We start from the raw sequence: 26,152 nt of genomic DNA on the forward strand, positions 1-26,152 counted from the left end.
TATTACGTATTACGTAGTACGTATAGAAGGAGAGAAGGCTTTCATACTGGATACGCCATACGTAATACGTAATACTCTTCCTGATGCGCCGTCTCCTGTTCCTCATCATTCCCCTCCTCCTCATTACGGGGAAGGCCTCCGCCGCGGAACCGACCCTCACCTTCCGCCACCGCCACTTCCTGTACACCGTGCGGCCGACGGCGGCTTGGAGGACGACACGCGCGGTTTGGACGGTCAACGGGAAGGAAATCTCCCCTCCTTCCTCCCTCCTCGTGGACGGGGATTCCATCCCTCCGCTCCCTCCGGGCGTGGTGTTGACGCAGCAGGATGATTGGGACCGCGGCGCCATCCGCCAAGCCCTGGCAATGCAGGTGGCGGAACCCCTCCGCCGCGACCCGGGCAGCGTGGTGATTCGGAGGACGGGAACGGGATCCGCAACGGGAAGCGGGACGATCGTGTTCGAAGGCGTGGGGCTGCCGGGGCGGGAGGTGGACCTGGATCGCGCCATGGATTTGACGGTCGCCGCGTTGGAGAACGGCGTGCGGGAGATCATGTTGCCGGTAAAGGAAACACAGCCGCAGATCCGCGTGGAGGACCCGCTGCTCCGTCAACAGGGCATCACCGAAGTGGTGACGGTGGGGGAATCGGACTACAGCAACTCCCCCGCCAACCGCCGCCACAACATCGCCGTGGGCTTGAGCAAGTTCAACGGGCACTTGGTGCCCCCGGGGAAGACCTTCTCCTTCGGGGAAACGCTGGGAAGGGTGGACGGCACCACGGGGTACCTTAAGGAACTGGTGATCAAGGGGGCGCGCACGGAACCTGATTACGGCGGCGGGCTGTGCCAAGTGAGCACCACAGCCTACCGCGGCATATGGGAGTACGGCTTCCCCATCGCCAAGCGCATCAACCACAGCTACACCGTGAGCCACTACTTCCCGCAGGGGACGGACGCCACCGTGTACCCGCCCGCCGTGGACATGCAATTCGTGAACGACTCCTCGGGCGCGCTCCTCATCCAGACGCACCGCGAGGGGAACCTCGCCTACTTCATCTACTACGGCACGCGGGATGCGCGGCGGAGCACCGTGCTCGGCCCCTTCATTTGGGACCGCAAAGCGCCCCCGCCCGACCGCACGGAGTACACCACGGAACTTCCGCCGGGCGAGCGCAAGAAGCTGGGCGAGCGCGTCCCCGGCCTCAAGGCGCTGTGGGTGCGCGTGGTCAGCCGCAACGGCGAGGTGAAGCAGGAGCCGGTGTACTCCTTCTACGAAGCCCGCCCGCTCTACACGCTCATCGGCGTGGAGAAGCTGCAGTTCGGCACGGGCACGGGCACGGAAATCCCCACGGTCTTCATGGAGGATACGGAGGTAACGTCTGCGGAATGATGGGATGCCTGCACTAGAACATCATCCTTTGACATCTCGCTACGCAGTAGTTTAGTATCAAAAGGATGGAACATCCTATGTTCGAAAAGCCACCGGATGATGGCAAGGTAGATCTGCGTGAACTCCACCGGCTGTATATCTTGTACACGGAAGAGCTCGGGAAAGAGCGCGGCCGGATCTATCCCATCAGAGAGCTTGAGAGTTTTACCGCTTGGTGGGGTGAGCTGAGCCCCCGGAGCCGACAAGTCTGCGAGAAGAACTATCGCGCTGGGTACGCAAACGTGATTGCCACTCAACGGGCACAGATTCAGTCGATGCTGGCAGCGGAAGCTGTCTAGTCCGCGGTGAGCAAGGCGAGGTGGGTGGGCGGGGGGTGGTGTGAAGCGCCAGCGTTTTGCCTGCCAGAAGAACAAAACTACAACCCCGCCGCCACCGAGGGAACCCTCAGCGCCGTGCTGAGATGATCTTCCATTAGGCGTTGGCACAGTTCTCCTCAACGGCAATTTCGCGGAGCCGATCAGTGCATGGCCTTGTACTCGTCATCGAGCGCGGCGACGACACTGGAGCGCTGCAGCCCCTTGGCCAGCCTCAAGACGTTCAAGAGCTGCAGAAGAGTTCATTCGAATTTGCGCAACCTCTTCCTCAAGCCGCGCAGCGAAGAACGGGTTGCTTCGATGGCTCGTAATATCTTGAGCCGCAAGCGACAGACATCCATCCAAGAATCGCCTTGTTTCCTCGTCCAAAGCAGAACCTCCAGATACCGGTTTCGAGGGCTGAGCGTTCATCATTGGCCCCATACTATTCAAGAATACCCGGCTCTGCAATCAGTCATTCCCTTATCCGACGAAATTCTTGAAATGAGTACGGAGAGCTGCCGGAGCCGAGAGATCCATATGCAAGAGCGCCTGCGATGCGGCGGTGCCTGCTCGCGTTAGTGCAACATCATGAAGCATCACATGGCAGGCTTGAACGTTGGTTTCCTGTTACAATCCTTAACTGGTAGAAGCACTTGGTATGGCTGGCCTTGTTGTTGAGGTATGTTATGTGTATGAGACCTCCAGAACGGATCCCTGGCGTTCTGCAAGAAGTGGAAGCTACATGGAAGCAAAATCCGCAACAGACATTCGCAGCTGTCATCTGTGATGCAGCGGGATCTGAGGAGGGCAGGCAAGAAAACCTGTGGGACATTGAGGATGATGAACTGGTACAAGGTCTCATGGCTTTTCGTCAAGCCTTGCGGGAGGTCAGCGAGCAGGGTGATAGCGAGGATATCCGCCGCATTGTACTGGGATGCGTACAGAAAATATGGTCGTTGCACCCCGATTGGCGTTTGGGGCAGACACTGTGCAATCTTGCTCATCACCTGCAGGAAGAGCAGAGAGAAATAAGGAGCATGGCCGACACAGAGGTTGTCAGCGCTGTCCGCGAGCACTTCAAATACAGAGTGGAATGAGGTAAGTGGAAAATAGAGGCGCGCTTCCTATACCCCATGACTAGAACACAGAGATTTAAGATGAACCTCACACTTTGACTGCACTCTTGTAGTGTTCACGGAAAGCCTCAATTTTGTAAGTCTCTTCGATGCTTGGCGGTGTGGTTGGAGCACACAATTCATCGAGCGCCTGCTGCTTCATGCGTAATGCCCAGGCGGCTTTCTGCGGTCCGTTTTCCTGAATCGAATTCAATGGAGGGAAGATCTCATGTGATGGCATATCGATTACAAAAAGAAAACGAGTGAGTGTTCCCCTCGGAATTTGAGCGAGCGCGGCAGCCGGATCTGGATTTTTGAGAGCCTCTCCGAAATACATGTCTGCTTGAGGATGAGCCCTAAGCACCGATACGATATGTTCGGCAAGGAGTTTTTTACCACCGAAAAGATCGCAGGCAGAACGTCCTTGGAGATCCATTTCGCACCCATCCGAGTTCAATGAATTCACTGTCATAGTAGCAACTGTAATCGCATACGGTGAAAAATCAATTGCATATTACAACCCCGCCGCCACGGAGGGGACTCGCAGCGCCGTGCTGAGATGATCTTCCATAAGGCGCTGGCATAGTTCCCGCACGCGCATGCGTGAACGGCGGTCGAGCGAAGTGACATCTTCCTCGCGCCGCGCTCTTCCCACGTACTTCTCCTCCTCTTCCGAGAGTGCCATGACGCTGCGGAGCGATTCCTGTTCGGGCAGGAACCCCAGAATGTCCAGCAGGCGGATGATGTACGGAAGCGCGACGGCGGATGCCGATGAGCCGCACGTGACGAGGAAGCGGAGCGTGGCGTCGAAGAGCGCGGGATCGGGCTCCTCGTGGGAGACGAGCGAGAGGAGCACCTCAATCCCCTCCTGCGCGCACGCGAGCACGGCGGGCCGGGCGAGGGATGGGATGCGGGGATCGGTGGGAACGGCGGAAGAGACGTAGCAGCCGCTGTTTCCTTCCTTCAGGCCCAGCTGGAGATGGGAGAACGGCAGCAGGTACCCGCCCAGGCGGCTTCCCAAGCGCCGCGCCCCGCTCGCCCGCACCGCCAGTCTCCCGCGCTCCCGCGTGAGCAGGATGCAAAAGCGGTCGGCCTCCCCTGTGTCGTAGGTGCGGAGGACGAGGGCCTGGCAGGTGAAGGCGAAGGGCACGGGTACTTTATAGAGGATGCACCGTAAGGACGCCATGTCATGGCGTCCTTTCGACGTACTGATCCCATCACTTCCTCAGGAACGGCCTCACCCCCAACCACGCGCTGAGGAGCGCGATGAAGGGGAGGCACAGGAGTTCGATGCCGAGGAGGGGGAAGACGCCCTGCGAATGCTCGGCGATGGTGAGGTTCCCCAGTAGGGAGAGGGACGGCGTAAGGGAGAGGAGGACCATGATGAGCACGCTGAGCGCGAAAGCGATGAAGAGGAGCAGGAACGCTTCCGCGGCAAAGGGGAGGAGGAGCCCCGCTTCCTGCGCGCCCGAGAGCCACCCCACCGTCACCTCCTCGCGATGGAGGAGCGCGCGCTTGCGCACCAGGGCGACGAGGGAAGAGACGAGCACGAATAGGAGGAGCAGCGACGAGAGCAGCAGCGCCCAGCGCCCCATCCCCAACAGGGAACGGACCCGCAAGAGGTTCGCGTCCTCCTCCACGGCGCGCGCCAGCGCGGTGGCGTCCACCACCTTCATCCACTCCCCATCCTGCAGGATGCGGGCAAGCGGCGCGCGGTACCCCGCCGATGCCAGTTCCACCATGAGCACGTCCCTAAAGGGGCTCTGCGCCGACGTGCGGTCCAGCGCCGCGATCCACTCCGGATGGATGTCGCGCTCATTCTCGTACGCCTGCTCGCGCGTCACGTAGTCCACCGCATCCACGCCCGGCAATGCCTGCAGGGCGCTGAAGAGGCGCTCGGCATCCGCGTGCTCCGCGTCCGCCGTCAGTTCCACGCGCAGCGAGGTTTCCTGCCCCAGCGAAACCGCCATCCCCCCAAACGCCCCCTGCAGCGCCAGCAGGAGCTGGAGCGCGAGGAGAAGGGAGAGGAGCAGCCCCAACGCGGGGAGCATATTGCGCTCACGGGGCATGTCGGTGAATCCCCTGCGCAAACTGCGCCAGAAGAGACGTAGAGACGCAGTATGCTGCGTCTTCCCGTGCGGACGCTTGTCTCGCATGGCGGTCAGTATAGAGCGGATCGGAGGGAAGTGGTAGGTGAGAGAGTGATGGGAGGAGGATTCCGACGTTGCCGACGATTCCGAGGATTCCGAGGAATGTCAGGAACAAGCGCTATGAATTTCCCATCGGTTCGTCGGAATCCTCGGACTCGTCGGAATCCTTACGTTCTCCTATTGCCGCACCACCTTCTCCTTCTCCCTCGATAACATCGCCCTCATCCTCTCCAGCGCCTGGATGCATTCACGCGCGCGGGCGTTGCCGGGGTCCAGGTCGAGCGCGCGGAGGAAGAGCGTTTTGGACTTGGCGAAGTTCTGCGCCTCCAGGTACGCGATCCCCAAATCGCAGAGCGTGAGCGTGCTCTCGGCATCCAAATTGAGCGCGCGCTCCAGCGTGACGATCCCCTGCGCACGCTGCCCCGCGTGGAACAGCGCCCAGCCGAGGCAACGGAGGATCTCGGGATTGTTGGACTGCAGCGCGTTGGACTTGCGGAGGAATTGCACGGCCTCTTCCCACTGCTCCGTGCGCGACCGGAGGAAACCCAGGATGTAGAAGCCGGTGTAGCTGTTGCGGTCCAACGCCACCGCCTGCTGCGCCGCCGCCTCCGACCGGTCGTAGTGGTGCAGGCTCAGCTCGTTGTCCGCCACCTCCTCCAGCGCGGAAATGTTCTCCGGATCCTCGAAGAGGAGATCCTCCAAAATCACGAGCGCGTCCAGGTGCTTGCCGTCCAACTTCAACTGCTCCGCCTTCTCCAGGCGGGGAAGGACATCCGAGGATGGATCGTCATTCACCATAGGGGGGAGGGAGAGGGGCGGGGGGCCACGGGGAACAGGCGGTATGACAGAGAAGTCGGTATCATACAGGGGACAAAGGGTAGTAGAAGGAGGAGAACCGCGCCACCGTTTTCTAGAAAATAACGTAGAAGATGAATTTGATGATGACGGCGGCCAGGAGAACGACCGCCATCCCGATGAGCGACCCCACCATCACCTGTTTCCCCTTCTTGGACCACTCCTCCTTGCCTGCCCCCGCCACCGTCATGAACGCCCCGATGAGGAACAGCGTGACCGTGAGGGGCACGATCCACAACGCCGCCAGCCCCACGAAATTCCCCATCACTTGGAGAATGGAGAGATCCAACCCGGGGACGTGCAGGACTCTTTCCTCTGCCTCTTGCGCCCGCACCGCCACGGGCAAAGAAGAAAGGAGGAAGAGCCACGGGGAGAGGAAGCGCTTCATTTCCGTATATTGTACCATGATTATGCCGATAATGAAGAGGCGGGAGCGAAGCGTTCATGGTGGAATACATGTCCCTTTGAACAAGAAACAACAAGCAAGTATCAAACAGGTATCAAGGAGAGAAAAAAGCATCTGGAATAGTGGCACTTGTTTGAAATTTGGCACCGGATACTTCTGATGGGAACCGTCCCACTCATTTGCTCCCACCCTCTGAGCGGCCTACACTCAAATCCCCCCTATGGATTCCCCAGAAGGATTTTCCATCCGCCCTACGCACGGTTCGGAAGGCCATGCTCCTGCCGCACGCAGGAGGAAGGGATGGGGCGCCCGGTTGTCGTCGCTCCTCGAACGTCTGGCGCACGCGCTGGCAAGCTTGGCGCGGTGGGTGCTCCGCCAACAACGAACGCTGGGGTGGCGCAAATTCCTCCTCCGCGGCTTCGGCATCCTCTTCCTCCTCACCGCGGCCTACCTGGGCTTCCTGTGGCTCACCCTCCCCGACGTCAATGATCCCACCAGCCTCCTCGCCGCGCAGAGCACGGTGATCACGGACCGCAACGGCGTGGAACTCTACCGCCTGTACGGGGAAGAGGACCGCACCTACGTGGCGGGAACCGCCATCGCCGACCCCCTCAAGAAAGCGGTGGTCGCCATTGAGGACGAGCGGTTCTTCCAGCACGGCTGCATCGAATTCCGCTCCATCGCCCGCGCGGTGTTCGCGCGCCTCATCGGCAGCAGCGTGACGGGCGGCGCTTCCACCCTCACGCAGCAGCTCGCGCGCAACTCGCTCATTTCCCCCGAGAGGACGGTGACGCGCAAGCTGCGGGAAATGATGCTCGCCTGCGAGCTGGAGCGCGTGTACGACAAGGATAAGCTGCTGGAGCTCTACCTCAACTGGATCCCCTACGGGCAGAACGCGTACGGCGTGGAACAAGCCGCGCACCGCTACTTCGGCGTGTCCGCCAAGGACCTCTCGCTCGCGCAATCCGCGGTGCTCGCCGCCATCCCCCAGCGCCCCTCGTACTTCAACCCCTACGGTTCCCACGTGCGCACCCAGGTGACGCCGGAGGCCATGGACCGTATCGTCACAGGGCGCGCCACCGAAGCGGACGACCTGGCGGACCGCGATATCCGCATCGGGCTCCTGGGAAACATGGTGGGCACCGGCAGCACCGTGTTCTATGTGGGCGGGCGCACGGACCAGGTGCTCAAGAATTTGCAGAACCAGGAGTTCATCACCGAAGAGCAGCGGATCCGGGCGCTGGACGAGCTCAAGACCATGGCCTTCAAGCCCTCGCGGGAAGACATCCGCGCCCCGCACTTCGTGCTGTGGGTCAAGGACCAAGTGGAGAGCCTGCTGGAAGAGAACGCGGAGAAGGGACTCCTGGAACAGGGCGGGCTGACGATCCGGACCACGCTCGATTGGAAGCTGCAGCAGGCCGCGGAAGCCGCGGTGGCCGCCAAGCAGGAAGACATCGAGAGGGTGTACGGCGCCCGCAACATCGCGCTCGTCGCCATGGATCCCCACACGCGGGAGGTGCTGGCCTACGTGGGGAACGTGGACTTCAAAGACGAGGGTGAGGCGAAGGTGGACATGGTCCTCGCCGCGCGCCAGCCGGGCTCCAGCTTCAAGCCGTTCGTGTACGCCACCGCGTTCCTCAAGGGGTACGCACCGGCCACCGTGCTCTACGACGTCCCCACCAAGTTCGGCACCGACGAGCCGCAGAACTTCGACGGCACCTTCTGGGGATTGATGAATGCGCGCCAGGCGTTGGGCGCCTCACGCAACATCCCCGCCATCAAGGCGTTCTTCCTCGCCGGCGGCGAGGACGCCGTCCTCAACCTCACCGAGGACATGGGCGTCCCCTCCCCCAAGGCGCGCAAGCGCGAGATCAACCGCAAGCGCGCTTTCGACTACGGCTGGCCGCTGGCCATCGGCGCCGCGGAGACGCCCCTGATTGAGATGGTGAACGGCTACAGCACCATCGCCGATGCCGGCCAAGCCCGCAATATCGTCTCCATCAGCAAGATCACGGACAAGCGTGGCGCCCTCATCCCGCTCCCCCTCCCCTCCACAGAGGATCCCGCGCGCCAGGTGCTGGACCCCCGCGTTGCCTACCAGGTGACCTCCGTACTCAGCGACGTCTCCGTGCGTCCCAACGAGTTCTGGAAATCCGTGCTCTCGGTCCCCGGCTTCCAAGCCGCCGCCAAGACCGGCACCAGCAACAAGTGCCTGGACCGCGCGTCGGAGGCGCAGGGGAACACTTGCCGCGTGCGCAAGCCGGACAACGTGTGGACGATCGGGTACACCCCCAACCTGGCCGCGGGCGTGTGGGTGGGCAACGCCAACAGCGAAGCCCTCGCCGACCGCGCCGACGGCCTCAACGTGGCCGCGCCCATCTGGAAGGACTTCATGGTGCGCGCGCACAAGATCGTGCAGGTGAACGCGACGGACTTCCCCGTGCCCCAGGGCATCGTGCAGCCGCAGATCTCCCTCCTCTCCGGCGACCTGGCCTCCGAATGCACCCCCGTTTCCCTGCGCAAGCCGGACGTGTTCCTGGCGGAGCGCGCGCCCGCGCAGGTGGATTCCGCCTGTGTGGCGATGAAGGTGGACCGCGTCACGGGCCTGCTCGCCTCCGAGATGTGCCCCGCGGAAGCGCAGGAGTTGCGCAGCTTCTTCCTGCCCACGAGCGTGCAGGCCGAACGCTGGCCGCTGTGGGACCAGGGCGTGCAGGAATGGGCGCGCTCGCCCACGGCCACGCTCCCCCTGCCCCTCCCCCCCTCCGAGAAGTGCGACACCAGCAAGACGCCGGGCCGCCTCATCAAGCCCACGGTGCGCATCCTGTCGCCGTCCGACGGAGGCTCGGCCCCCTACCCCTCCTTCCAGCCGGAAATCAGCTACACCGCCGGCTCCTCCGCGAGCGGCGTCACCTTCCTCCTGGACGGGAAGATCGTGGCGGAGGAGACGAAGGCGCCCTTCAAACCCATCATCCGCGTGCCGCGCTCCATCGAGAAGGAAGGCATCCACACGCTGGAGGTGCAGCTGCGCGACGCTTTCTTCAACCTCGCCACGGACAGCGTAACCATCCGCTTCAGCGGAGCCTCGCAATCCTCCGGCCCGGCGGTACGCATCGTGCAGCCCATCATCGGCGCCGGCGTGGTCAAGGGGCAGGACGTGACGATGGAAGTCGCCGCGGAGTCCCCCTCCGGCATCAAGTACGTGGAGTTCTACCTGGACGGGACGCTCCTCACGCGCAAGCCCAAGGAGCCTTACCTCTTCACGTATCCGCTCAACGTCCCCGCCGGCACCCATGTGATCCGCATCATCGCGGTGGACATGCTCAACAAGGCCACGCAGGACGAGGTGGAGGTGATTGTGACGGAAAAGAATTAAGAATTTTGAATTAAGAATTAGGAATTAGGAAAAAAGAATGGCGCATCTCCTGCTGCGGGATGTTTGTATATACAACGTCTATACAGATGTTTTCTACGCTCCCGGACCGAGCGCCGCCTTGTTCCGGATGATCTCCGTGAGGACTTCGTGCGCGAGGGGATCCTCCGTCCGTTCCCTTTCCCGATGCAAGGATGCGAGATCGGACGCGAACCACCGGTCAATCTCCGCCGCATGGGCCCCGCAGTATTCCCGAAGATGCTTGCGGTGCCTGGCGGACATAACGGCCTGCACCGCTCCCGGACCCGCGACCGCCGCCGTGATGATCACCATGACGGCGCGCCGCGTCATTTGTTGCCTCCCGGCGGCCGCCTCGGGATCTTCCAGCACATCTTCCACCAAGGGGTCCATTCCCTCCCATTGCTCAAGAATTTCGCTGTCTTCGATGGTAGCCATGCGCAAAGAATACGGAACGCGAGGACGAAGGCAATCAGGTGGGATGGTATTTCCAGTTTAGCCCATACGCATGCGAAAAAAAGACGCAGGCCGGAGCCGACCTGCGTCAGAATGACCCTTCCGATACCCCTTCATTCCCTCGTGCCTGGTCCCCGGGGAGGCGCCAAGAGGCACCACACAAGGCTCATACAGAGGAGGATTCCCAGGAAGATCGGAACGATGACCCAAATCCGCCCGGGTCCTTCAACCGACCACCAGGAAAAGATCCACCAACCGAGAACCAGCGCTGCGGCGAGAAACGCCGCGCAATGAAAAGATCTCTTCATGTTCCTCTCCTTCGAAAGAGCGCGAATTTTCCTTCAGCGCACTGTACACCATCTCCGTTCCCCCACAGGCATCGTTCATTGCTTCACTCCCTCCCCGCGGCTGCGAGAAGCGGAAAGATCGTTACGCTGCCACGGCAAACCAGGCTCTCATATCGGTAGATTCCTGCGCGATGTTGTCACTCTATACCTTGATCCATCACGCTCTGTATTCTTGTTCTCGCGATGGAATAGTATTGTCGGATGATCTTCATCGCAACCAACTCCGACGGCAAACCCATCTCCTGCAAACGCAAACAGATGTTCCCGGTTAGAACCTTCAGCGTCTCAACATCGTGAGCCATCTGATGCTTTTTCATGACGGAATGGCATATATCAGTCAACAGTCGCTCTACGCATACCACTGCGATCATGCGAGCTACGGATTCCGATAATTGCTCCACTCTGCGATGCATGTTGCTTCCTTGCCGTATGACACCCGTACGGATGGCATCCTCACAAATGCTATTGATCAACCCTTGTGCATCGGACATGCAACTCCCTTGCGCTACAAGATACGCCGAACGCTCATTAAAGTAGTCGAGCATAAAGGCGGGGATTCTACCTCTTCTCACGCTGCAACGGCAACCTGCACTTCGGCGTTCGTGTGCACTTCGCTCACGTCGTCATCCTCCTCGATCGCTTCGATGAAATTCGCCACCTTGTCGGCGGCGGCGGGATCGTTAACGGGCACCTTCTGCTTGGGGACGTAGGAGAGGCCGGCAGAATCGACGACGCACCCTTTCCGCTTGAGGGCGTCGCGCACCTTCGCCCAGCCCGTCATGGAGGTGACCACGCGGATCACGTTCCCCTCCACGGCGAAATCCTCCGCGCCGAGATCGATGAGCTCCAGCTCCACGTCATCCACGGGGATGCCTGCCGGCAGTTCCGCGACGATGAGGCCCTTCCGCTCGAACATCCACGCCACGGCGCCCCCCTCCGCCATGCGCCCGCCGTGCTTGCCGATGAGGAGCTTGACGTTGGCGATGGTGCGGTTGCGGTTGTCCGAGAGGCACTCGATGATATAGGCGGTGCCCGCGGGGCCGTACGCCTCGTAGACCATCTCCCGCATCGCCTCGCCCTTGAGCGCCCCCGTGCCCTTCTGGATGGCGCGCTCGATGTTGGCGTTGGGCACGCTGTCCTCCTTGGCGTTCTCTATCGCCGTCCGCAGCGTGGGGTTGGTGGCGGGATCCCCCCCGCTCGCCCGCGCCGCGATCTCCACGAGCCGCGCGTGGCGCGTGAACACCTTCCCGCGCTTGGCGTCCTGCGCGGTTTTCTTGACCCGGATGTTGGCCCATTTGGAATGTCCTGACATACGAATGAAAAATGATAAATGTGAAATGCAAAATGGAATACTACTCCAGACTACCCTCAACGGGATCATTTTGCATTTTGCATTTCAAATTTTCAATTACTTTCGATACGCCAACATCGCCATGAATCGCGCGCGTTCCACCGCCGATTTGAGCATCTTCTGGTGCTTGAGGCAAACGCCCGTGTAGTAGCGCTTGCGGATGTTCCCGAAGTAATCGATGTAGGGCTTGAGGACGGGATAATCCTTGTAATCGATGTACGCGGTGCCGTGCTCGCAGAAGGGGCACTTCTTCATGCGGGGATCGGGGCGGCGCTGCTGCTGGGTCTGCTTATGGAAGGCCATGGGGGGGTCGAGGGAACGGGGAACTAGATGTCGAGGGTGTCGTCGGAAATGAGCTTGTCGATCTGCTCGGTAATGGCCTCCTCTTCCAAGGGACGCTCGGCGGGCTTCACCGTCTTCTTGCGCTCGGCGGTGGCCTTGGCCTTCATCTTCGCCTTGCGCGCGATCTGCTCCTGCACCTTCTCCTCGCGGGCGGAGGCGCGCTGCTCCTCCACCGTCTTGCGATCCTTGAGCCACGCTTCATAGGCTTCGCTGAACTTCACCACTTGGTAGTGCTTGGGCGGCTTGACCGTGATGTGGCGGAGCACGCCCTTGGTGATGCGCAAAGCGTTATCCACCTCCTTCACCTTGGCGGGATCCATCTCGTAGTAGTACACCGTGAAGTTCCCCTCCTTGAACCCGCCGACGGCATACGCCAGGCCGCGTCGGCCCCAGGCGTCCTTGGCAACCAGCTTTGCGCCGACTTCCTCAAAGTGACCTTCCACCTCCTTGATGAGCTGCTGCTCCTCCTTTTGGGTGAGGGGATACGGATAAAGGACGCACCATTCGTAGATGCGCGTGTCTTCCGATGTGGGGACCAGTTGTGGCATGGCTGACTCGTGGGTAAACCCGGTCCCAGAAACGGGAGCGGGGAATCAGGACGGAAGTAGTTTACAGAATGAGGGAGTTGTTGCAAGAAGAAATAGTATTGGCTTGCGCCCTGTACTTCTGTCGCACCGCACGAACGTAGAGCTCTTTCAAGCTTCCACAATGCAATCGTTGCTTCAAATTCTGCACATGAATTGACGCAGTTGAGTAGCTAATGCCGAGTTGACCCGCAATATGCTTCAGTTCTATTCCTTCACCCAATGCCTGGAATATTTGGAGCAAGCGGGGGGAGAGAGTCTGCAGCGGAACATCATCCTGCCCCTCAGCTCCCACTTCTTCACTGTTGATAGAACCTGCACCTCCTCCTTCCAAGGAAACAGCTGCATCGCACTGCTGCCTCACAGCCAGCATGAACACCTTGTGACTATCCAAGATGCCGAGCTTTGCTCTGATGTGATCTTGATGGCTTTGCACGGTTTTCACGCTCAACCTGAGTAAGCCGGCCATTTCCCGCACTGTTTTCCCCTCCCCCAATGCTTGGAATACTTGGAGCTCGCGCGTGGTGAGTATCTTGTTCACTTTCTGTTCCCACTGCTCGGTAGTAGTGCGTGCTAGACCCATGGAAAAGGAAGGAATGGATGGGAAGAACTTCTTATTCCTGCAACAAGAGAAAGCATCCTAAGCCTATTCATCCCAAACCTCCAACAGAATTGCTGGAGGTTGAGAGGAGAAAGCGGGAGGCTCTCTCCACGGCTCTTTTAGACCAGATCTTTCTTCGCCCCTACAATCGTCCGCACACGCTCGGCGAGGAAGTAGGCATCAAACGGCTTCCTGAACGTTTCATGGACCGTTCGCCGATCGAAGCTCGACGGGGTATCATCGGGCAGCACGGCGATCACGATCACTCCGGAGTAGTCAGAGTGTCCCCGGATGTTTTTGCAGATAAGCGCCGCTTCGATATTCCCGATGGAGAAATCGACGACGATGCAATCTGGAAGGAAGCTGTTCACATGAGTGCCCACCTCGAAGTTATTTGCCACCACGGCAACCTTGAACGACTGCTCCGGTGTCATCTCACGCTGGAGATTCCCAATGAGAACCTCGTCTTGCGAAACGATGAGCACCTTGGCCATTGTCTCATCTTCGAGATCGTCGAAGGGCATGTTGTTCTCCTTCAGGAACCGGATCAAGTTCGCGCGCGGGATGCGCCGGTCCTGAGACCCGGGAATCCGGTATCCCTTGAGCCGACCCGAGTCGAACCATCTGCACACTACCTGAGGGCTGACCTTGCAGATCTTGGCTGCTTGGCCTGTTGTGAAGACCTTCATGTTCTGTCTCCTATACTAGAGTCTTCGAAAGAAACAGCGGGATGCTGCCAATAATGGAAAAGAGCGCGGAGCTACGCTACTCCCGGCTTCCTGTGAGTCAATGGATCTTAACATACTCATTTCGGCATTTTCCCCATCCACGCGCCGATGCCCGCCAATTTCCACGCTTTCTCCTCAAAGGTGTAGCGCAGTTCGAAGAGGAGGGCTTTCTTGTTCTCCATGGGGTAGTACCCTTGCGCCATCAGTGCGTTATCGGCATCCAAGGAGGGACGTGCGCTGAGCCGGGGGTACTCCTTTTCCACCGCGACGAGGTTGAGCCCCTTGGTGTTGAGCAGTTCCAGCGAAGAGTTCTGCAGGTCTTCCGGCGTCACCTCCTCCCGCCAGAGGGAAGAACCCTGCGCATGGAGCGCCGTGAAATCCTTCTTCTGCAACGCCTGCGCCAGCGTGACCATGGTCCCCCGCACCAGTTCCAGCGTCTCCGCTTCCGGGAGGAGGGATGCCGCCTCCGCGGTGTTGAACCTTACCTTGGAAATCTTCCAAGCGCCGCTCTCGGTTTGGAACGTAAGGCGTGCGGGGACGGTTTCGCCGGCCAGAGTGACCGTGCCGCCGATGGCGGCGGTGAAGGGAGAGAGGCCGAAGCCCCGCGGCTTCCATTGCGCCTTTTCGTATGAGGGGAAGGGAAAGTCCCGGGAGAACTTGAGGAACGTCTCCAGCGACGTCTCGGCTCGGAAGGCGCCGGCCGTGGTTCCGTACGCTTCCTCCACCCGCCCCTCTTTGAGGGAGAGAAGGAACGTCTCCGCCTCCTTCGTGAGCGACGCCGTGATCACGGATGCGGCGCCGATGGCGGCCACGGGGACCGAAAGGAGGAGGAGCAGGAGCACCATCCTCCGCTTGCGCCGCTTGGAAATGGAGAATTGGGAAGGCATGAACGGGGGCGGATTCTACACCATGAATCGCTTTCGATTCGCTTGACCCCCCTTCACGTACGAGTACAATCATTTGGCTTTGCTTCTTTGAGAGCGTTATCCGAACACTTTCAGAGGCTAGCTTTTTCAGCTCCTTCACCCATCGGCCCGCAAGAACAGCCCCGCGGGCGGATGACAAAGGTGGAGAGCCTTCTTCTATGCTCCTTCACCCTTCGACAAGCTCAGGGTGAATGGCACCAGCTCATTCACAGCATCGTGTAGTAGAGAAAGTCCCAGTTCATCTTCCTTTATCGGAAGCATGAACAATATTCCTTTTTTGAGTACTATATCGGCGATCACCCGATACAAAATAATGTGATCATCCAGTGATCATTTGATCACTAGGGTCTTTATGAAGAGTTTGATCCTAGCTCAGAGTGAACGCTGGCGGTGCGCCTAACACATGCAAGTCGAACGCTCTACGGTAGCAATATCGTAGAGAGTGGCGAACGGCTGCGTAACACGTTGGTACCTGCCCCGGACTCAGGGATAACCCCGCGAAAGCGGGGCTAATACCGGATGGTCCCGCAAGGGTAAAGCTTTTGCGGTCCGGGAGGGGCCTGCGGCCTATCAGCTTGTTGGTAAGGTAACGGCTTACCAAGGCTATGACGGGTAGCTGGTCTGAGAGGACGACCAGCCAGAATGGAACTGAGACACGGTCCATACTCCTACGGGAGGCAGCAGTGAGGAATCTTCCGCAATGGGCGAAAGCCTGACGGAGCGACACCGCGTGGAGGATGAAGCCCTTTCAGGGCGTAAACTCCTGTTCTGAGGGACGAAATTTTTGACGGTACCTCAGGAGAAAGCATCGGCTAACCCTGTGCCAGCAGCCGCGGTAAGACAGGGGATGCAAGCGTTACTCGGAATTACTGGGCGTAAAGCGTCTGCAGGCGTCCTAAAAAGTCTGGTGTAAAATTTCGGAGCTCAACTCCGGAAGCGTGCCGGAAACTCTTAGGATCGAGTCACTCAGAGGCACCTGGAATGTCGTGTGTAGGGGTAAAATCCGTTGATCCACGATGGAACGCCAAAAGCGAAGGCAGGGTGCTGGGGGTGTACTGACGCTCAGAGACGAAAGCGTGGGGAGCAAAGGGGATTAGATACCCCCGTAGTCCACGCCCTAAACGATGCGTGCTCGGTGTAGGAGTTTTCAATTGCTCCTGTGCCCAAGCTAACGCGGTAAGCACGCCGCCTGGGAAGTACGGCCGCAAGGCTAAAACCCAAAGGAATAGACGGGGACCCACACAAGCGGTGGAACATGGGGTTTAATTCGATGATAAACGAAGAACCTCACCCAGACTTGACATCCCGAGAATCTCGTCGAAAGACGGGAGTGCCGCAAGGAACTCGGAGACAGGCGATGCACGGTCGTCGTCAGCTCGTGCCTTGAGGTGTACTGTTAAGTCAGCGAACGAGCGCAACCCTCATCCTATGTTGTTCTTTCATAGGAGACTGCCGCCTCCAAGGCGGAGGAAGGTGGGGATGACGTCAGATCAGCGTGTCCTTTATGTCTGGGGCAACACCCATGTTACAATGGCCGATACAGAGGGCAGCGAACCCGCGAGGGCAAGCAAATCCCAAAAAGTCGGTCTCAGTTCGGATTGAAGGCTGCAACTCGCCTTCATGAAGTTGGAATCGCTAGTAACCGTGGGTCAGCCACACCACGGTGAATATGTTCCTGGGTCTTGTACTCACCGCCCGTCAACTCATGGGAGGCAGGGGCACCCGAAGCACCGTTACCTTCAGTGGGCGGTACCACGGTGACACTGCTGACTGGGAGTAAGTCGTAACAAGGTATCCGTAGGAGAACCTGCGGATGGAATATCTCCTTACCAGGGAGTTACCTGGACCGTCTCGGCGTAGCCTTCGGGCGAAGCCGGACGAGTCGCTTGCTCTAGATGGTGTTCATCTTCTATCAAGCACAATTATTGACCGGGGGGACACCCCCAGTGCTTCCTTCCCTCATCCTCGAGGGCATGAAGTACTGAGGCCTCGGAAGAAAGGACTTCTCTACTACACGATGCTGTGAAAACGGGTACCGGGCCTGACGGCCCTTTTTGTTGAGCACTTACGCCCTGAACCTGAGCCGCAGGCGAATGGTTCGGGGCTACACGATGGGGTGAATGGAGTTCTTTTGTGCAAATATATCCGCGAGGTCCCGCGTGTCAGATGGGGGTGAAGGAGATCATTTCTTCAACATCGCACCCCCAAATTCGAAGAACAGATCGGCCATGCCAAAAGCCAAAGCAAATACCCCGATAAATATGAACACCCCGCCCGAAACTTCAGGGATGGAAAGGTATTGCTGCTGAATTGAAATCTGAAGTCCCAATCCAAAAAGAATCAGAATGCCGCTCAACACGAATACAAAGCCTAAACGAGGAAAGTCATGTTGGTGCCCTTTGAGCAAAGTACGCGTACTCATGCTGAGCACCAAAGCCCCCAGTACAAAACTCAATTGAAATATCTCCCATAACTTTTCCGGAGTTTCCGAAATTAGAGCCGCGAAAGCAAGAAATATGAACAGAGCTAATACGAACCTCATAGAAATGCGCCCCCATGTAGTAATGGCTGAATCGAGGAAAGAAAGCGGCTTCATAAACTCCATGATACACCTCACACTTGCAGTTCATAGACCCGCGCTTCGCGACAATTATTTGAATAGTTCTCAGCTGAATGACGGGAAGGTCATCCTTCCATCCGCGAGCTTAAAGCCCGCGGTACCACCGGTTCGAAAGCCGGTGTGACGTTTTGATGGAAGACGGTCGCACGCCAGGTGGGGGTGAGGGAGAAGGCCGTGTGCTGTTATCCCCTCTTCCACGATCATTCCGAGGTTAGGCCGGAGCCGCGCGCCACGGTCGGTGGAAGAACCAGAAGTTGAGCAGAAGCATAGAGAACAAGGTAGTCTTAAACTTCCAGACGCGACGGGGCCCCGGAAGCGGGACAAGAGGACATTCACATTTCCTTTGGCGCGCGGAGCGCTTTTCTTTGCCACTTTCTTTTGTCGCCCTGACAAAAGAAAGTGGGGAACATTACTGCATTACGGGAAGGCCATCCTTCCATCCGCGAGCTCAAAGCTCGCGACAGTATCGGTTTAAAAACCGATGTCACGCCTGTGTGTGCTGTCTGTATATTTGGCTTCCCTCAGGGCTCCCTGCAATTCCCCCCTCCCCATTCTTGCCGTCCTTTGGATGATCGCTACACTCCACCTCCCATGCACATTCTTGCACCGGAACTGAGCTACATGTACGGGAAATACGTTGAACCGCAGCCGGGAAGCGAGCGGAAAGTGGCGCGTACCCTGATGGGGGAATTCCTCAAGGGACGCGTGAGGAAGATTGAACGGCAACGGAGGATCATCGGCTTCATCCGCACGCGCATCGGAGACGTGCTGCATGCCTTCCGATTCCCCACCGGCGACACCATTACGCAGATGAGCGACATCGGTTGCACGGACGTGTACCCTAACGGCAATGCCGTCTTCAAGGTATGGATCCACTGCCCCGAAGACATCGGAGAATCGCAGCGCGCCCATACGATCGTCCTGCGGGAAGTCCTGCTCCATTCCAAGCACGTCCGCGTACGAATGAAGAATGACTGACCGTTCCGCCTCTTTTCATGGAACTCTCTCCCCTCCGCCCTCCCTCCCTCCGCCGCCGTGATGCGTTACGTGCAGGGCTGGCGGGAGCGGCGTGGCTGCTGATGCCGAACGCCATGGCACAAGACCCCGTGGAGGAGGATCCCCACGGCGTCAATGCGCGCTTGAAGCATCTGTTGGAAGCACCGCTCCCCCACGTGACGCACCGCGCGCACCTCATCGTCCCGGGCGCCGCGCGCGGCGTGGTGCACCTGCCGAACATCCACCAGGGCGACGCGACGACGGAAGAACTCAAACGGCAGGTGGAACAATCGCAGCGGGAGGTCGCCGAGCTCATCGAAGCCCTCTGCCGCGACGAGCGGGTGCGGCTCACGATCATCTTCAACGAGGGGGTGCTCGCCCGGGGTGAGCCGCCACCCAACCTCCCCCGCTCCTTCAGCGTGAGCCGCCAGCTCCGCCTCTCCGACCGTGCGCTCATGGGAGCGGCGGCGTACGCCGCCGAGCGGGGCTTGGTGGAGGAACGCGGCGCGGAGAAGACGGAGACGTTTACCGCCGCATGGAACAGGAAGAATGATGCGAACTGGAACAAGGTCGTCTTGGAGGACAGGGAGGATGCCTTCCTCCGCATCGCTTCAGCCGAAGATTCCGGAAGTGTGTGCTACGTGGCCTACGGAGAAGCCCATGATTGGAACAACAACGTGGCAATATGGAACAGGGAACACCCGCGGGAGAAGTTCTCCCTCGTTACCCTCTGCACCAGAGAATCCCATACGAAATACGTCCGGCTGGGCATCCTACCGCCGCCGGATCCGACCGTAGAAGACGCACCGCGATAGGAAGTTGTCCCCAGGGGTGTGGATAACGTTCACTTGTGCCTATTTGTGTATACATCGTGCTTACATTGCCTATACGAGACGGATAACCGCAACGTATGGACGCCGTATCCACAGCGTATACACAGGTTTTCCACAATTGCGGCAGAAGGCTGTGGAAAGCCCAAATGCTTGAATAACATTAGAGAACATATGGCAAGTCGGAACCGCCGCATGCTTGCAGGACCGCAGCGAGGAGCGTACAAACCGGAATGCACCATGCGCTTTTCCGTCACCACCCAATACACGCTCATCACCATCGCCGCCGTCATTGTGGGGGCGGTGGGCTCTTCTCTGTGGACGGAGGCGAGCCTGACTGCGGAGCGTGCCGCGCCCTTCCCCCAGGGGACGCTCGTTGCGGATGACGCGGATCCCCTCTTCCTCACGGAGGGGGAAAAATGGGCGCAGATCGGCGGCGGCTTCCGCTCCGGTTCCCACACGCACCTGCGCAGGCTGGTGACGGTGGAGCAGCTGGTGAGCGCCGCTTGGACCTTTCCCTCGGTGGCGCCGGGAACCTACAAGCTCTACACCACGTGGATCCGCGGCATGACCCACGCGACGGGCGTGTCGTACCTGTTGCGCGGCCCCTCCCGTTCCCCCGACCTCACCAACCCCATCCTCTTCACCGCGCGCGTGAACCAGTCGAGAACCCCCGAGGGGAGGCAGTGGGGCGAGGGTCGCCGCACGTGGGAAGAGCTGGGGACGTTCGTGGTGGAGCAAGCGGGCCCCCTCACCCTCACCGTGCAGGGCAAATCCTCGGAGCGCTTCGACGCGGACGCGGCCATCCTGGTGCCGGTGAGCACGCCCGCGCCTGCCGCTCCATAATTGATCGAATGGGGAAGAAGGGCGCAGGTATCAGAATGCAGGTTCCCACGAGGAATCAAATTTTGGTGAACAGAAGAGAACATTTCTATGCCCTCCTGAACAATAGTCACGCCCTGTCACCCGTCACCTTAATTCCTAATTCTTCATTCTACATTCTTCCATCTCCCTCTCCAGCACGTCCCTCACTTTCTCATCCTCCACCTTCCCCAGCAATCCTCCCAGGAACCCCCGGATGTACATCCTGCGCGCTTCCTCCCGCGGGATGCCGCGCGAAGCGAAGTAGAAGAGCTCTTCCTCCGAAACCTTGGTGACGGTGGCGGTATGGCCTGCTTTGACGTCTTCCGTCTTGATGCGGAGCGCCGGCACGGCGTCCACTTTGGCGGAGGCATCCAGCATGAGCACGTGCTGCGTAAGGGACGCGGCCGTCCCTCCCCCACCCTCCCCGATCTCCATCATCCCGTCGCACCGCACTTCCGCGCGCCCCTCCGCGATCCCGCGCATGGTCACATCACCGCCGCCATCCCGCGCCAGGAACACGTTGCGCACGGAGAGCTTCTGCACATCTTCCCCCGCGGCATGGAACACCCAATCCACCGAGCTCACGCCGCCCGCGCCCTCCACCGTGGCCACCGCTTCCTGCTCCACCCCCCTCCCGCCCAACGTGACGTTGAGAAGGCGGCACACGGCTCCTTCCCCCACCCTGATACGCTGCGTGATCTTCGCACGCCCCAAGCCCGAGGCAAGGACAATGAGGGCGAGCGATGATGTTGCCGCAAGCGTGACATCGAGATTTTTCTCCCCCTCAACACCCGAGGGAAGCGTGAGGAACACTGTGGCGCGTGACCCTTCCTCCGCATGGACCGTGACGGATTGCGGGGATTCCCAGGGGAGCGTGACCGTACCGGGTATCTTCTTCCCCCGCCCGATGACCCACCGTCCATCGCCCTCACCGCGGATGCCGGAAGGCAGGCCCGTTGATGTAGAGGCAGACGTCACATCAGCAGTGTACATGCCTCCCCCGTGCGGAGTATCGTGGACACACCTTATGAGCGAATCCCAGCGCTTCTTGCCGTTTGCGGAAACCCCTCCTGCGCCCGAGGGGGAACGGCAAAATGAGACGAACGGGAACCACGATGATGGGGAAGCGATGGCGAGAATCATCAAGAGCCACCAAGCGGCGGAAGCCCTTTTCCGCAGGGTTCCAGCGGCTCAATGGACACAATGGGCCTTATCCCAAAACAAGCGCAGCCAGAGGGCGAAAAGATGATATTGACGTGTAATTTTATTAGTGTTTAATATTCATATGGCTGACAATGCTGTTAAGGAATGGGGTGGGTGGGACGCGTACTTGGAGGAAGAAGAGGAAAGGGCACGGCAGGCGCTTGCGCAGAAAGCGAAGACAGCGCAACCGTCGCCGATGGTGAGCGGCGTGCAATCGGTGACGCACGAATACCAAAAACTTCTGTTCTCCGATAGGGGAACAGAGACAGGCACGCAATAAAAAAATGAAAGAGAGTACATCACGCGCTACTGCCAACGGCACTGATGGAACGACACGTCCTTTCAGTCATTCCTCCGTACTGTTTCCACCATTTCTTCCCGCACACGGCTCATGGGCTCTTGGACGGCGGTATTGCGCGGTTGGTTCGTTTGCTCTCCCATGAGAGCCGCCACTTGTACCGGAAGCATGGCGAGAATCCGACGGTAGGCATTGTCCGTATCCTCCCGGATCCCCGGCTCTTCCACCTTCACTTCATGGTAAATGAGACACTGTTCCCATTCATGTCGCAACACTTCCTCGTATTTGGCGGAGAACTGTTCCCGGTCTCCCGCAGCCCGGCGCAGAAGAGCACTGGCATACTCCCTCGCCAAATCTCTTCGCAGATCCGCGGAGAGTTGACGGCTCCGTTCATTATTCCTCGACTTCCCCATACTCATCCTGTTTATCAAATCCTGCACCAGGATGGGGAGGTGTCGCTTGATACTGTCCATAACCGGAAACTCCAGTTGAGTGGATGGTGTGTTCTCCATATAAGTATATTATATAATACTAGTTGAGTGTATGCCAGGTGTGGATTGTTGGCTTTCCTCTGACCTAATCACCCCACGCCCCCCTCCATCTCCAGTTCTATCAATCTGTTCATCTCCACCGCATATTCCAGGGGAAGGTTCCTGATGATGGGCTCGATGAACCCGTTGACGATCATGGCGCGCGCCTGGTCCTCGGGGATGCCGCGGGAGGTGAAGTAGAAGAGGTCCTCCTCGGAGAGCTTCCCCACGCGCGCCTCATGCGCGACGGTCACGTCGTTGTTGCGGATACGGATGTCCGGGATGGTGTCCGTGCGGCTCTCGTCATCGAGCAGGAGCGCATCGCATTCCACGTTGGAGGTGATGTCGTGCGCGCGGGGCCCCACCTGGAGCAGTCCGCGGTACACGCACACGCCCCCGCCGCGGCTGATGGACTTGGAGGTGACCTTGCTGGAGGTGTGCGGCGCGAGGTGGATGACCTTTGCGCCGGTATCCTGCCACTGGCCCGTGTTGGCGAACGCCAGGGCAAGGTGGTCGCTGCGCGCGCCCTCCCCCGTGAGCATGCTGCAGGGGTAGAGCATGGTGACGCCGCTCCCCATGTTCCCGCCCACCCACTCCATCGTCGCGTCCTTTTCCACGATCGCGCGCTTGGTATTGAGGTTATACGTGTCGCGGCTCCAGTTCTCCACGCTGGAATAGCGGACCTTTGCGCCGGGTTTGACGAAGATCTCCACCAGCCCCGCGTGCAGCCCGATGGAGCCGTACTTGGGCGCGGAGCAGCCCTCAATGTAGTGCACCTCGCTCCCCTCCTCCGCGATGATGAGCGTGTGCTCGAACTGCCCCATGTTCATGGCGTTCATGCGGAAGTACGCCTGAAGGGGATCCGTGACCGTGACGCCCTTGGGGACGTAGAGGAAGGTGCCGCCAGACCATACGGCGCCGTGGAGCGCCGCAAATTTGTGATCCGCCATCGGCACGCACTTCATGAAGTACTGTTTGACGAGCTCGGGGTGCAGCCGCAGCGCATCGTCCATGTTGAGGAAGATGACGCCCAGCTTCCCCCACTCCTCGCGCAAGTTGTGATAGATGACCTCGCTCTCGTACTGCGCACCCACCCCGGCGAGGACCTTGCGCTCCGCTTCGGGAATGCCCAGCCGATCGTAGACGCGGCGGATCTCCTCCGGCACTTCCCCCCAATCGTCCGTATTCTCCGCCCCGGGGTGCGCGTAGTAGATGATCTTGTCGAAATCGAGCCCGGAAAGGTCCGCCCCCCACGTGGGCATGGGCTTTTCGTGGAAAACCTTGAGGGACGCCAACCGATGCTCCAGCATCCACTGCGGCTCATTCTTGTCCCCGCTGATCTTGCGCACCACCGCCTCGCTCAATCCCTTCGTGAGCCCCTCCGCGTAGGGGGCGGGGTTGGCCGTATCAAAGACGGAACGGTCCAGGCCGGAGAAGATGGGCTTGGGCATGAGGATAGTATGGTAGCAGATTCTCACTTTTCTGCATGCTCTTGAGGAAGTTGTATGACATGGGGATGGCCCCGCGCGCCACGGTCGGCGGAACAACATGAGGGAGAGCAGGGCTACAAGGAGAAGGTCGTCTTTCATTTCCACATGCGACGGGGCCCCGGAATTGGAACAACGGCTCAATGACATTTCCTTTGGCGCGCGGCCTGCCCACCATAGCTCCATCAGGAGCGAAGGTGGGAGCGCTTTTCTTTGCCACTTTCTTTTGTCGCCCTGACAAAAGAAAGTGGGAAGACACAAGACAAAGCCTGCGAGCTGAAGATACGCTTGCTGGCTGTTGTGTATGTATATACATCGTCCATACACTCATTTCCCATTTTGCATTTCCAATTTCTCATTTCCTCCCCATCACCGCCTTCATCCTCTTGTGGCTGAACTTCAAATGCTCCAAATGCCGCGCTTTCTCCGTCAAAAACTTCTTCAAGTCCAAACCATATTCCTCGATGAGGAGTGACGTGTGGTAGCCGCTCAGGAACTGCGGCGTGATCACGTAGCTGGCGCCCAACTGGTAGAGGTGCAGGGCTTCATCCACCTGCTGCGACACCACGATGACGATGGCGTCCTTGTTGGCGGCGCGCACGGCGCGGACGATGAGGACGGTGGTGTCGAAATCGCGCAGCGTGGAGACCACCATTTTGGCGCGGCCGAAGTCCAATTCCTCCAGCAGCTCGGCATCGCCCAAATCGCCGTACTTGCAGTCGATCCCCTCCTTGGCCAATTCCGTGATGGCTTTGGGGTTGTAATCCACCACGAGGAAGGATTTCCGCATTTTCCGCAGGGCCTCCAGGACGTTGAGGCCGATGCGCTCGTACCCCAGCAGCAGGATATCGTGATCCTTCTGCCGCATGTGCAAGTGCTCATCCACCTTCTTCCCCTGACGCTCGAAGAGGGAGAGGGGCTGCTGCAGCCAGCCGTAGAGGCGCTCCGCATGGTGGATGCCGTACGTGGAGAGGGCGATGGTGAGCAGGCCCACGAAGGTGACGAAGGAGAGGACGGAAGGCGGCACGTGGCCGAGGCGTACGCCAAGGGCGACGAGGATGAAGGAGAATTCGCTCACCTGCGCCAAGGCCATTCCCGTGCGGAAGCCCGTGCGCTTGGTGTACCGCATGCGCCCCATGAGGAACATGATGATGAGCGGGTTGCCGACCAACACGAAGAGCGAGAACACCGCCACGGCGACCAGCTGCTTGGCCACGTCATCCAGCACCAGCTGGGAACCGAGCAGCACAAAGAAGATGACGATGAAGAAGTCGCGCATTGGGCGCAGCTTGGCGCCGATCTCGAACCGGTAGGGCGAGAGGGAGAGGACGATGCCCGCCGCCAGCGCGCCGATCTCCATGGAGAGCCCGAGCGAAAAGCTGAGCGCCGCAATGGCGAAGCACCAGCCGATGGAGAAGAGGAGGAGCAGTTCCTGCGAGGCGGCCACGGCCTTGAGCAGCCAGGGAAGGAGGAAGAGCCCCGCCACCAGCAGCACCGACGCCAGCGTGAGGCCGCGCAGCGCCATGCGGCCCAGGATCATCTCCCAACCTTCCGTCCCGCCGTCCATGGAAGAGACGGCCACCAGGAGCAGCATGGCGATGACGTCCTGCACGATGAGGAACCCCGTGGAAATGCGGCCGTGGAGGGTTTCCAGTTCTCCTGCGTCCGTGAGGAGCTTCATGACGATGATGGTGCTGCTGAAGGTGAGCGCCACCGCGACATAGAGCGAGACGACGGGCGCAAACCCCAGGAGGCGGCCCAGCACGTATCCCACCGCGGCGGTGAACACCACTTGTCCCATGCCCGCCACGAGCGACACTTTGCCCACCTCTTTGACCACGCGGGGGTTGAGGTTCATGCCCACGAGGAAGAGGAGGAACGAGACACCCATCTGCGAGAAGAGTTCCAGCTCTTCCGTGGAATGGAGCAGGTTCAACCCGTAGGGGCTCACCACCAAACCCGCCAGCAAATAGCTGATGATCACGGGCTGCTTGAGCGCCCGCATGAGGAGCGCCAGCGCCACCACTGTGCACACCACGACCGTGACGGTGAGGAGGGTTTCTTGCATTTCTGGACAGTATAGCAGAAATCGGCGCTCTGATCACCTTCTTTTGGCAACCGTAAGCCATGAACATGAGTGCCAGACCGCAAGCGGTCCAGGGAAAGCCGCACGCAAGATCGTACTAGACATACATCAATAACATTATATATTGTATTTACTGGAACCCGTTGGTTCCGGATCGGTCTTTGGCAGCAGCACCTTGTTTCCGCTTTCAGTTCTCGTGCGAGAATTGGGAAGCGGAAACAAGATCCATTACTCATGTATTGCGG

At 59.5% G+C, this 26,152-nt stretch carries 26 protein-coding genes and 1 rRNA gene; 9 read left to right on the forward strand and 18 right to left on the reverse strand.

What is annotated here, in order from left to right; translation table 11 throughout:
• Positions 1–83 precede the first annotated feature (83 nt).
• A complete protein-coding gene (locus WC698_04925) occupies positions 84–1,388 on the forward strand; it encodes a VanW family protein (protein MFA6039576.1) in 1,305 nt (434 codons plus the stop codon).
• A 1,048-nt stretch (positions 1,389–2,436) separates the two neighbouring features.
• Positions 2,437–2,841, forward strand: a complete 405-nt coding sequence (locus tag WC698_04930) for a hypothetical protein (protein ID MFA6039577.1) — start codon at positions 2,437–2,439, stop codon at positions 2,839–2,841.
• A 67-nt stretch (positions 2,842–2,908) separates the two neighbouring features.
• On the opposite strand, the gene WC698_04935 is transcribed toward WC698_04930, so the two are convergent.
• The 5 genes from WC698_04935 to WC698_04955 all read right to left on the reverse strand — a co-directional run bounded on the left by WC698_04935 (position 2,909) and on the right by WC698_04955 (position 6,252).
• Positions 2,909–3,295 (reverse strand): hypothetical protein, encoded by a 387-nt coding sequence (locus WC698_04935; GenBank protein ID MFA6039578.1) that lies wholly within the window; start codon positions 3,293–3,295, stop codon positions 2,909–2,911.
• Positions 3,296–3,373: 78 nt separating this feature from the next.
• A complete protein-coding gene (locus tag WC698_04940) occupies positions 3,374–4,045 on the reverse strand; it encodes a recombination protein O N-terminal domain-containing protein (protein MFA6039579.1) in 672 nt (223 codons plus the stop codon).
• 31 nt (positions 4,046–4,076) lie between these two features.
• A complete protein-coding gene (locus WC698_04945) occupies positions 4,077–5,015 on the reverse strand; it encodes a permease-like cell division protein FtsX (protein MFA6039580.1) in 939 nt (312 codons plus the stop codon).
• Positions 5,016–5,186: 171 nt separating this feature from the next.
• Positions 5,187–5,807: a tetratricopeptide repeat protein gene (locus WC698_04950; protein ID MFA6039581.1), complete on the reverse strand. Its 621-nt coding sequence runs from the start codon at positions 5,805–5,807 to the stop codon at positions 5,187–5,189.
• 112 nt (positions 5,808–5,919) lie between these two features.
• On the reverse strand, positions 5,920–6,252 hold the full coding sequence (locus tag WC698_04955) for a hypothetical protein (protein ID MFA6039582.1): 333 nt from the start codon (positions 6,250–6,252) through the stop codon (positions 5,920–5,922).
• A gap of 238 nt (positions 6,253–6,490) precedes the next feature.
• Between WC698_04955 and WC698_04960 the strand changes: the two genes are divergently transcribed.
• Positions 6,491–9,643 carry a penicillin-binding protein gene (locus tag WC698_04960; protein ID MFA6039583.1) on the forward strand — a complete coding sequence of 1,051 codons (3,153 nt, stop codon included), beginning with the start codon at positions 6,491–6,493 and terminating at the stop codon, positions 9,641–9,643.
• A gap of 93 nt (positions 9,644–9,736) precedes the next feature.
• Here the strand turns inward: WC698_04960 and WC698_04965 are convergent, their stop codons facing one another.
• The 8 genes from WC698_04965 to WC698_05000 all read right to left on the reverse strand — a co-directional run bounded on the left by WC698_04965 (position 9,737) and on the right by WC698_05000 (position 14,954).
• A complete protein-coding gene (locus WC698_04965) occupies positions 9,737–10,096 on the reverse strand; it encodes a hypothetical protein (protein ID MFA6039584.1) in 360 nt (119 codons plus the stop codon).
• Positions 10,097–10,598: 502 nt separating this feature from the next.
• On the reverse strand, positions 10,599–11,006 hold the full coding sequence (locus WC698_04970) for a hypothetical protein (protein MFA6039585.1): 408 nt from the start codon (positions 11,004–11,006) through the stop codon (positions 10,599–10,601).
• 23 nt (positions 11,007–11,029) lie between these two features.
• Positions 11,030–11,773: a YebC/PmpR family DNA-binding transcriptional regulator gene (locus tag WC698_04975; protein MFA6039586.1), complete on the reverse strand. Its 744-nt coding sequence runs from the start codon at positions 11,771–11,773 to the stop codon at positions 11,030–11,032.
• 96 nt (positions 11,774–11,869) lie between these two features.
• The gene (gene rpsR / locus WC698_04980; protein ID MFA6039587.1) at positions 11,870–12,115 is read right to left on the reverse strand and encodes a 30S ribosomal protein S18; all 246 of its coding nucleotides are present in this window, start codon (positions 12,113–12,115) and stop codon (positions 11,870–11,872) included.
• Positions 12,116–12,138: 23 nt separating this feature from the next.
• A complete protein-coding gene (gene rpsF, locus WC698_04985; protein ID MFA6039588.1) occupies positions 12,139–12,702 on the reverse strand; it encodes a 30S ribosomal protein S6 in 564 nt (187 codons plus the stop codon).
• A 61-nt stretch (positions 12,703–12,763) separates the two neighbouring features.
• Positions 12,764–13,321: a LuxR C-terminal-related transcriptional regulator gene (locus WC698_04990; GenBank protein MFA6039589.1), complete on the reverse strand. Its 558-nt coding sequence runs from the start codon at positions 13,319–13,321 to the stop codon at positions 12,764–12,766.
• A gap of 137 nt (positions 13,322–13,458) precedes the next feature.
• Complete coding sequence (locus WC698_04995) at positions 13,459–14,028, reverse strand: helix-turn-helix domain-containing protein (protein MFA6039590.1); 570 nt, start codon at positions 14,026–14,028, stop codon at positions 13,459–13,461.
• Positions 14,029–14,144: 116 nt separating this feature from the next.
• A complete protein-coding gene (locus WC698_05000) occupies positions 14,145–14,954 on the reverse strand; it encodes a hypothetical protein (protein ID MFA6039591.1) in 810 nt (269 codons plus the stop codon).
• 388 nt (positions 14,955–15,342) lie between these two features.
• Between WC698_05000 and WC698_05005 the strand changes: the two genes are divergently transcribed.
• Positions 15,343–16,822: ribosomal RNA gene (locus WC698_05005) — 16S ribosomal RNA — on the forward strand.
• A 353-nt stretch (positions 16,823–17,175) separates the two neighbouring features.
• Here the strand turns inward: WC698_05005 and WC698_05010 are convergent.
• The gene (locus WC698_05010) at positions 17,176–17,589 is read right to left on the reverse strand and encodes a hypothetical protein (protein MFA6039592.1); all 414 of its coding nucleotides are present in this window, start codon (positions 17,587–17,589) and stop codon (positions 17,176–17,178) included.
• A 615-nt stretch (positions 17,590–18,204) separates the two neighbouring features.
• On the opposite strand from WC698_05010, the gene WC698_05015 reads away from it, so the two are divergent.
• The 3 genes from WC698_05015 to WC698_05025 all read left to right on the forward strand — a co-directional run bounded on the left by WC698_05015 (position 18,205) and on the right by WC698_05025 (position 20,285).
• Positions 18,205–18,591, forward strand: a complete 387-nt coding sequence (locus WC698_05015; protein MFA6039593.1) for a hypothetical protein — start codon at positions 18,205–18,207, stop codon at positions 18,589–18,591.
• Positions 18,592–18,608: 17 nt separating this feature from the next.
• Positions 18,609–19,424: a hypothetical protein gene (locus WC698_05020; GenBank protein ID MFA6039594.1), complete on the forward strand. Its 816-nt coding sequence runs from the start codon at positions 18,609–18,611 to the stop codon at positions 19,422–19,424.
• Between the two features lie 189 nt (positions 19,425–19,613).
• Entirely contained in the window at positions 19,614–20,285 is a 672-nt protein-coding gene (locus tag WC698_05025; GenBank protein ID MFA6039595.1) for a hypothetical protein, read from the forward strand.
• 135 nt (positions 20,286–20,420) lie between these two features.
• Here the strand turns inward: WC698_05025 and WC698_05030 are convergent, their stop codons facing one another.
• Positions 20,421–21,281 carry a SufD family Fe-S cluster assembly protein gene (locus WC698_05030; GenBank protein MFA6039596.1) on the reverse strand — a complete coding sequence of 287 codons (861 nt, stop codon included), beginning with the start codon at positions 21,279–21,281 and terminating at the stop codon, positions 20,421–20,423.
• A 49-nt stretch (positions 21,282–21,330) separates the two neighbouring features.
• Here WC698_05030 and WC698_05035 point away from each other — a divergent pair, with 49 nt between their 5' ends.
• A complete protein-coding gene (locus tag WC698_05035) occupies positions 21,331–21,552 on the forward strand; it encodes a hypothetical protein (protein MFA6039597.1) in 222 nt (73 codons plus the stop codon).
• A 36-nt stretch (positions 21,553–21,588) separates the two neighbouring features.
• The gene (locus WC698_05040; GenBank protein MFA6039598.1) at positions 21,589–21,786 is read left to right on the forward strand and encodes a hypothetical protein; all 198 of its coding nucleotides are present in this window, start codon (positions 21,589–21,591) and stop codon (positions 21,784–21,786) included.
• 62 nt (positions 21,787–21,848) lie between these two features.
• Here the strand turns inward: WC698_05040 and WC698_05045 are convergent, their stop codons facing one another.
• The 3 genes from WC698_05045 to WC698_05055 form a co-directional block, all read right to left on the reverse strand.
• The gene (locus WC698_05045) at positions 21,849–22,316 is read right to left on the reverse strand and encodes a hypothetical protein (GenBank protein MFA6039599.1); all 468 of its coding nucleotides are present in this window, start codon (positions 22,314–22,316) and stop codon (positions 21,849–21,851) included.
• A 68-nt stretch (positions 22,317–22,384) separates the two neighbouring features.
• Positions 22,385–23,785 (reverse strand): Fe-S cluster assembly protein SufB, encoded by a 1,401-nt coding sequence (sufB, locus tag WC698_05050; protein ID MFA6039600.1) that lies wholly within the window; start codon positions 23,783–23,785, stop codon positions 22,385–22,387.
• A 391-nt stretch (positions 23,786–24,176) separates the two neighbouring features.
• The gene (locus tag WC698_05055; protein MFA6039601.1) at positions 24,177–25,889 is read right to left on the reverse strand and encodes a cation:proton antiporter; all 1,713 of its coding nucleotides are present in this window, start codon (positions 25,887–25,889) and stop codon (positions 24,177–24,179) included.
• Between the last annotated feature and the right edge of the window lie 263 nt (positions 25,890–26,152).

It is taken from the genome of Candidatus Peribacteraceae bacterium (genome assembly GCA_041661065.1).
GTDB lineage: Bacteria > Patescibacteriota > Gracilibacteria > Peribacterales > Peribacteraceae > CAIKAD01.

Excerpts from the sequence above, each read along its gene's own strand:
- WC698_04970 (MFA6039585.1), bottom strand. The coding sequence starts at position 11,006 with ATGCTCGACTACTTTAATGAGCGTTCGGCGTATCTTGTAGCGCAAGGG.
- WC698_05020 (MFA6039594.1), top strand. The coding sequence starts at position 18,609 with ATGGAACTCTCTCCCCTCCGCCCTCCCTCCCTCCGCCGCCGTGATGCG.
- WC698_04945 (MFA6039580.1), bottom strand. The coding sequence starts at position 5,015 with ATGCGAGACAAGCGTCCGCACGGGAAGACGCAGCATACTGCGTCTCTA.
- WC698_05010 (MFA6039592.1), bottom strand. The coding sequence starts at position 17,589 with ATGAAGCCGCTTTCTTTCCTCGATTCAGCCATTACTACATGGGGGCGC.
- WC698_04975 (MFA6039586.1), bottom strand. The coding sequence starts at position 11,773 with ATGTCAGGACATTCCAAATGGGCCAACATCCGGGTCAAGAAAACCGCG.
- WC698_04925 (MFA6039576.1), top strand. The coding sequence starts at position 84 with ATGCGCCGTCTCCTGTTCCTCATCATTCCCCTCCTCCTCATTACGGGG.
- rpsR (MFA6039587.1), bottom strand. The coding sequence starts at position 12,115 with ATGGCCTTCCATAAGCAGACCCAGCAGCAGCGCCGCCCCGATCCCCGC.
- sufB (MFA6039600.1), bottom strand. The coding sequence starts at position 23,785 with ATGCCCAAGCCCATCTTCTCCGGCCTGGACCGTTCCGTCTTTGATACG.
- WC698_04935 (MFA6039578.1), bottom strand. The coding sequence starts at position 3,295 with ATGGATCTCCAAGGACGTTCTGCCTGCGATCTTTTCGGTGGTAAAAAA.
- WC698_05035 (MFA6039597.1), top strand. The coding sequence starts at position 21,331 with ATGAGCGAATCCCAGCGCTTCTTGCCGTTTGCGGAAACCCCTCCTGCG.
- rpsF (MFA6039588.1), bottom strand. The coding sequence starts at position 12,702 with ATGCCACAACTGGTCCCCACATCGGAAGACACGCGCATCTACGAATGG.
- WC698_04995 (MFA6039590.1), bottom strand. The coding sequence starts at position 14,028 with ATGAAGGTCTTCACAACAGGCCAAGCAGCCAAGATCTGCAAGGTCAGC.
- WC698_05055 (MFA6039601.1), bottom strand. The coding sequence starts at position 25,889 with ATGCAAGAAACCCTCCTCACCGTCACGGTCGTGGTGTGCACAGTGGTG.
- WC698_04960 (MFA6039583.1), top strand. The coding sequence starts at position 6,491 with ATGGATTCCCCAGAAGGATTTTCCATCCGCCCTACGCACGGTTCGGAA.
- WC698_05025 (MFA6039595.1), top strand. The coding sequence starts at position 19,614 with ATGGCAAGTCGGAACCGCCGCATGCTTGCAGGACCGCAGCGAGGAGCG.
- WC698_04965 (MFA6039584.1), bottom strand. The coding sequence starts at position 10,096 with ATGGCTACCATCGAAGACAGCGAAATTCTTGAGCAATGGGAGGGAATG.
- WC698_04955 (MFA6039582.1), bottom strand. The coding sequence starts at position 6,252 with ATGAAGCGCTTCCTCTCCCCGTGGCTCTTCCTCCTTTCTTCTTTGCCC.
- WC698_04950 (MFA6039581.1), bottom strand. The coding sequence starts at position 5,807 with ATGGTGAATGACGATCCATCCTCGGATGTCCTTCCCCGCCTGGAGAAG.
- WC698_04930 (MFA6039577.1), top strand. The coding sequence starts at position 2,437 with ATGAGACCTCCAGAACGGATCCCTGGCGTTCTGCAAGAAGTGGAAGCT.
- WC698_05000 (MFA6039591.1), bottom strand. The coding sequence starts at position 14,954 with ATGCCTTCCCAATTCTCCATTTCCAAGCGGCGCAAGCGGAGGATGGTG.
- WC698_05045 (MFA6039599.1), bottom strand. The coding sequence starts at position 22,316 with ATGGAGAACACACCATCCACTCAACTGGAGTTTCCGGTTATGGACAGT.
- WC698_05040 (MFA6039598.1), top strand. The coding sequence starts at position 21,589 with ATGGCTGACAATGCTGTTAAGGAATGGGGTGGGTGGGACGCGTACTTG.
- WC698_04990 (MFA6039589.1), bottom strand. The coding sequence starts at position 13,321 with ATGGGTCTAGCACGCACTACTACCGAGCAGTGGGAACAGAAAGTGAAC.
- WC698_05015 (MFA6039593.1), top strand. The coding sequence starts at position 18,205 with ATGCACATTCTTGCACCGGAACTGAGCTACATGTACGGGAAATACGTT.
- WC698_04940 (MFA6039579.1), bottom strand. The coding sequence starts at position 4,045 with ATGGCGTCCTTACGGTGCATCCTCTATAAAGTACCCGTGCCCTTCGCC.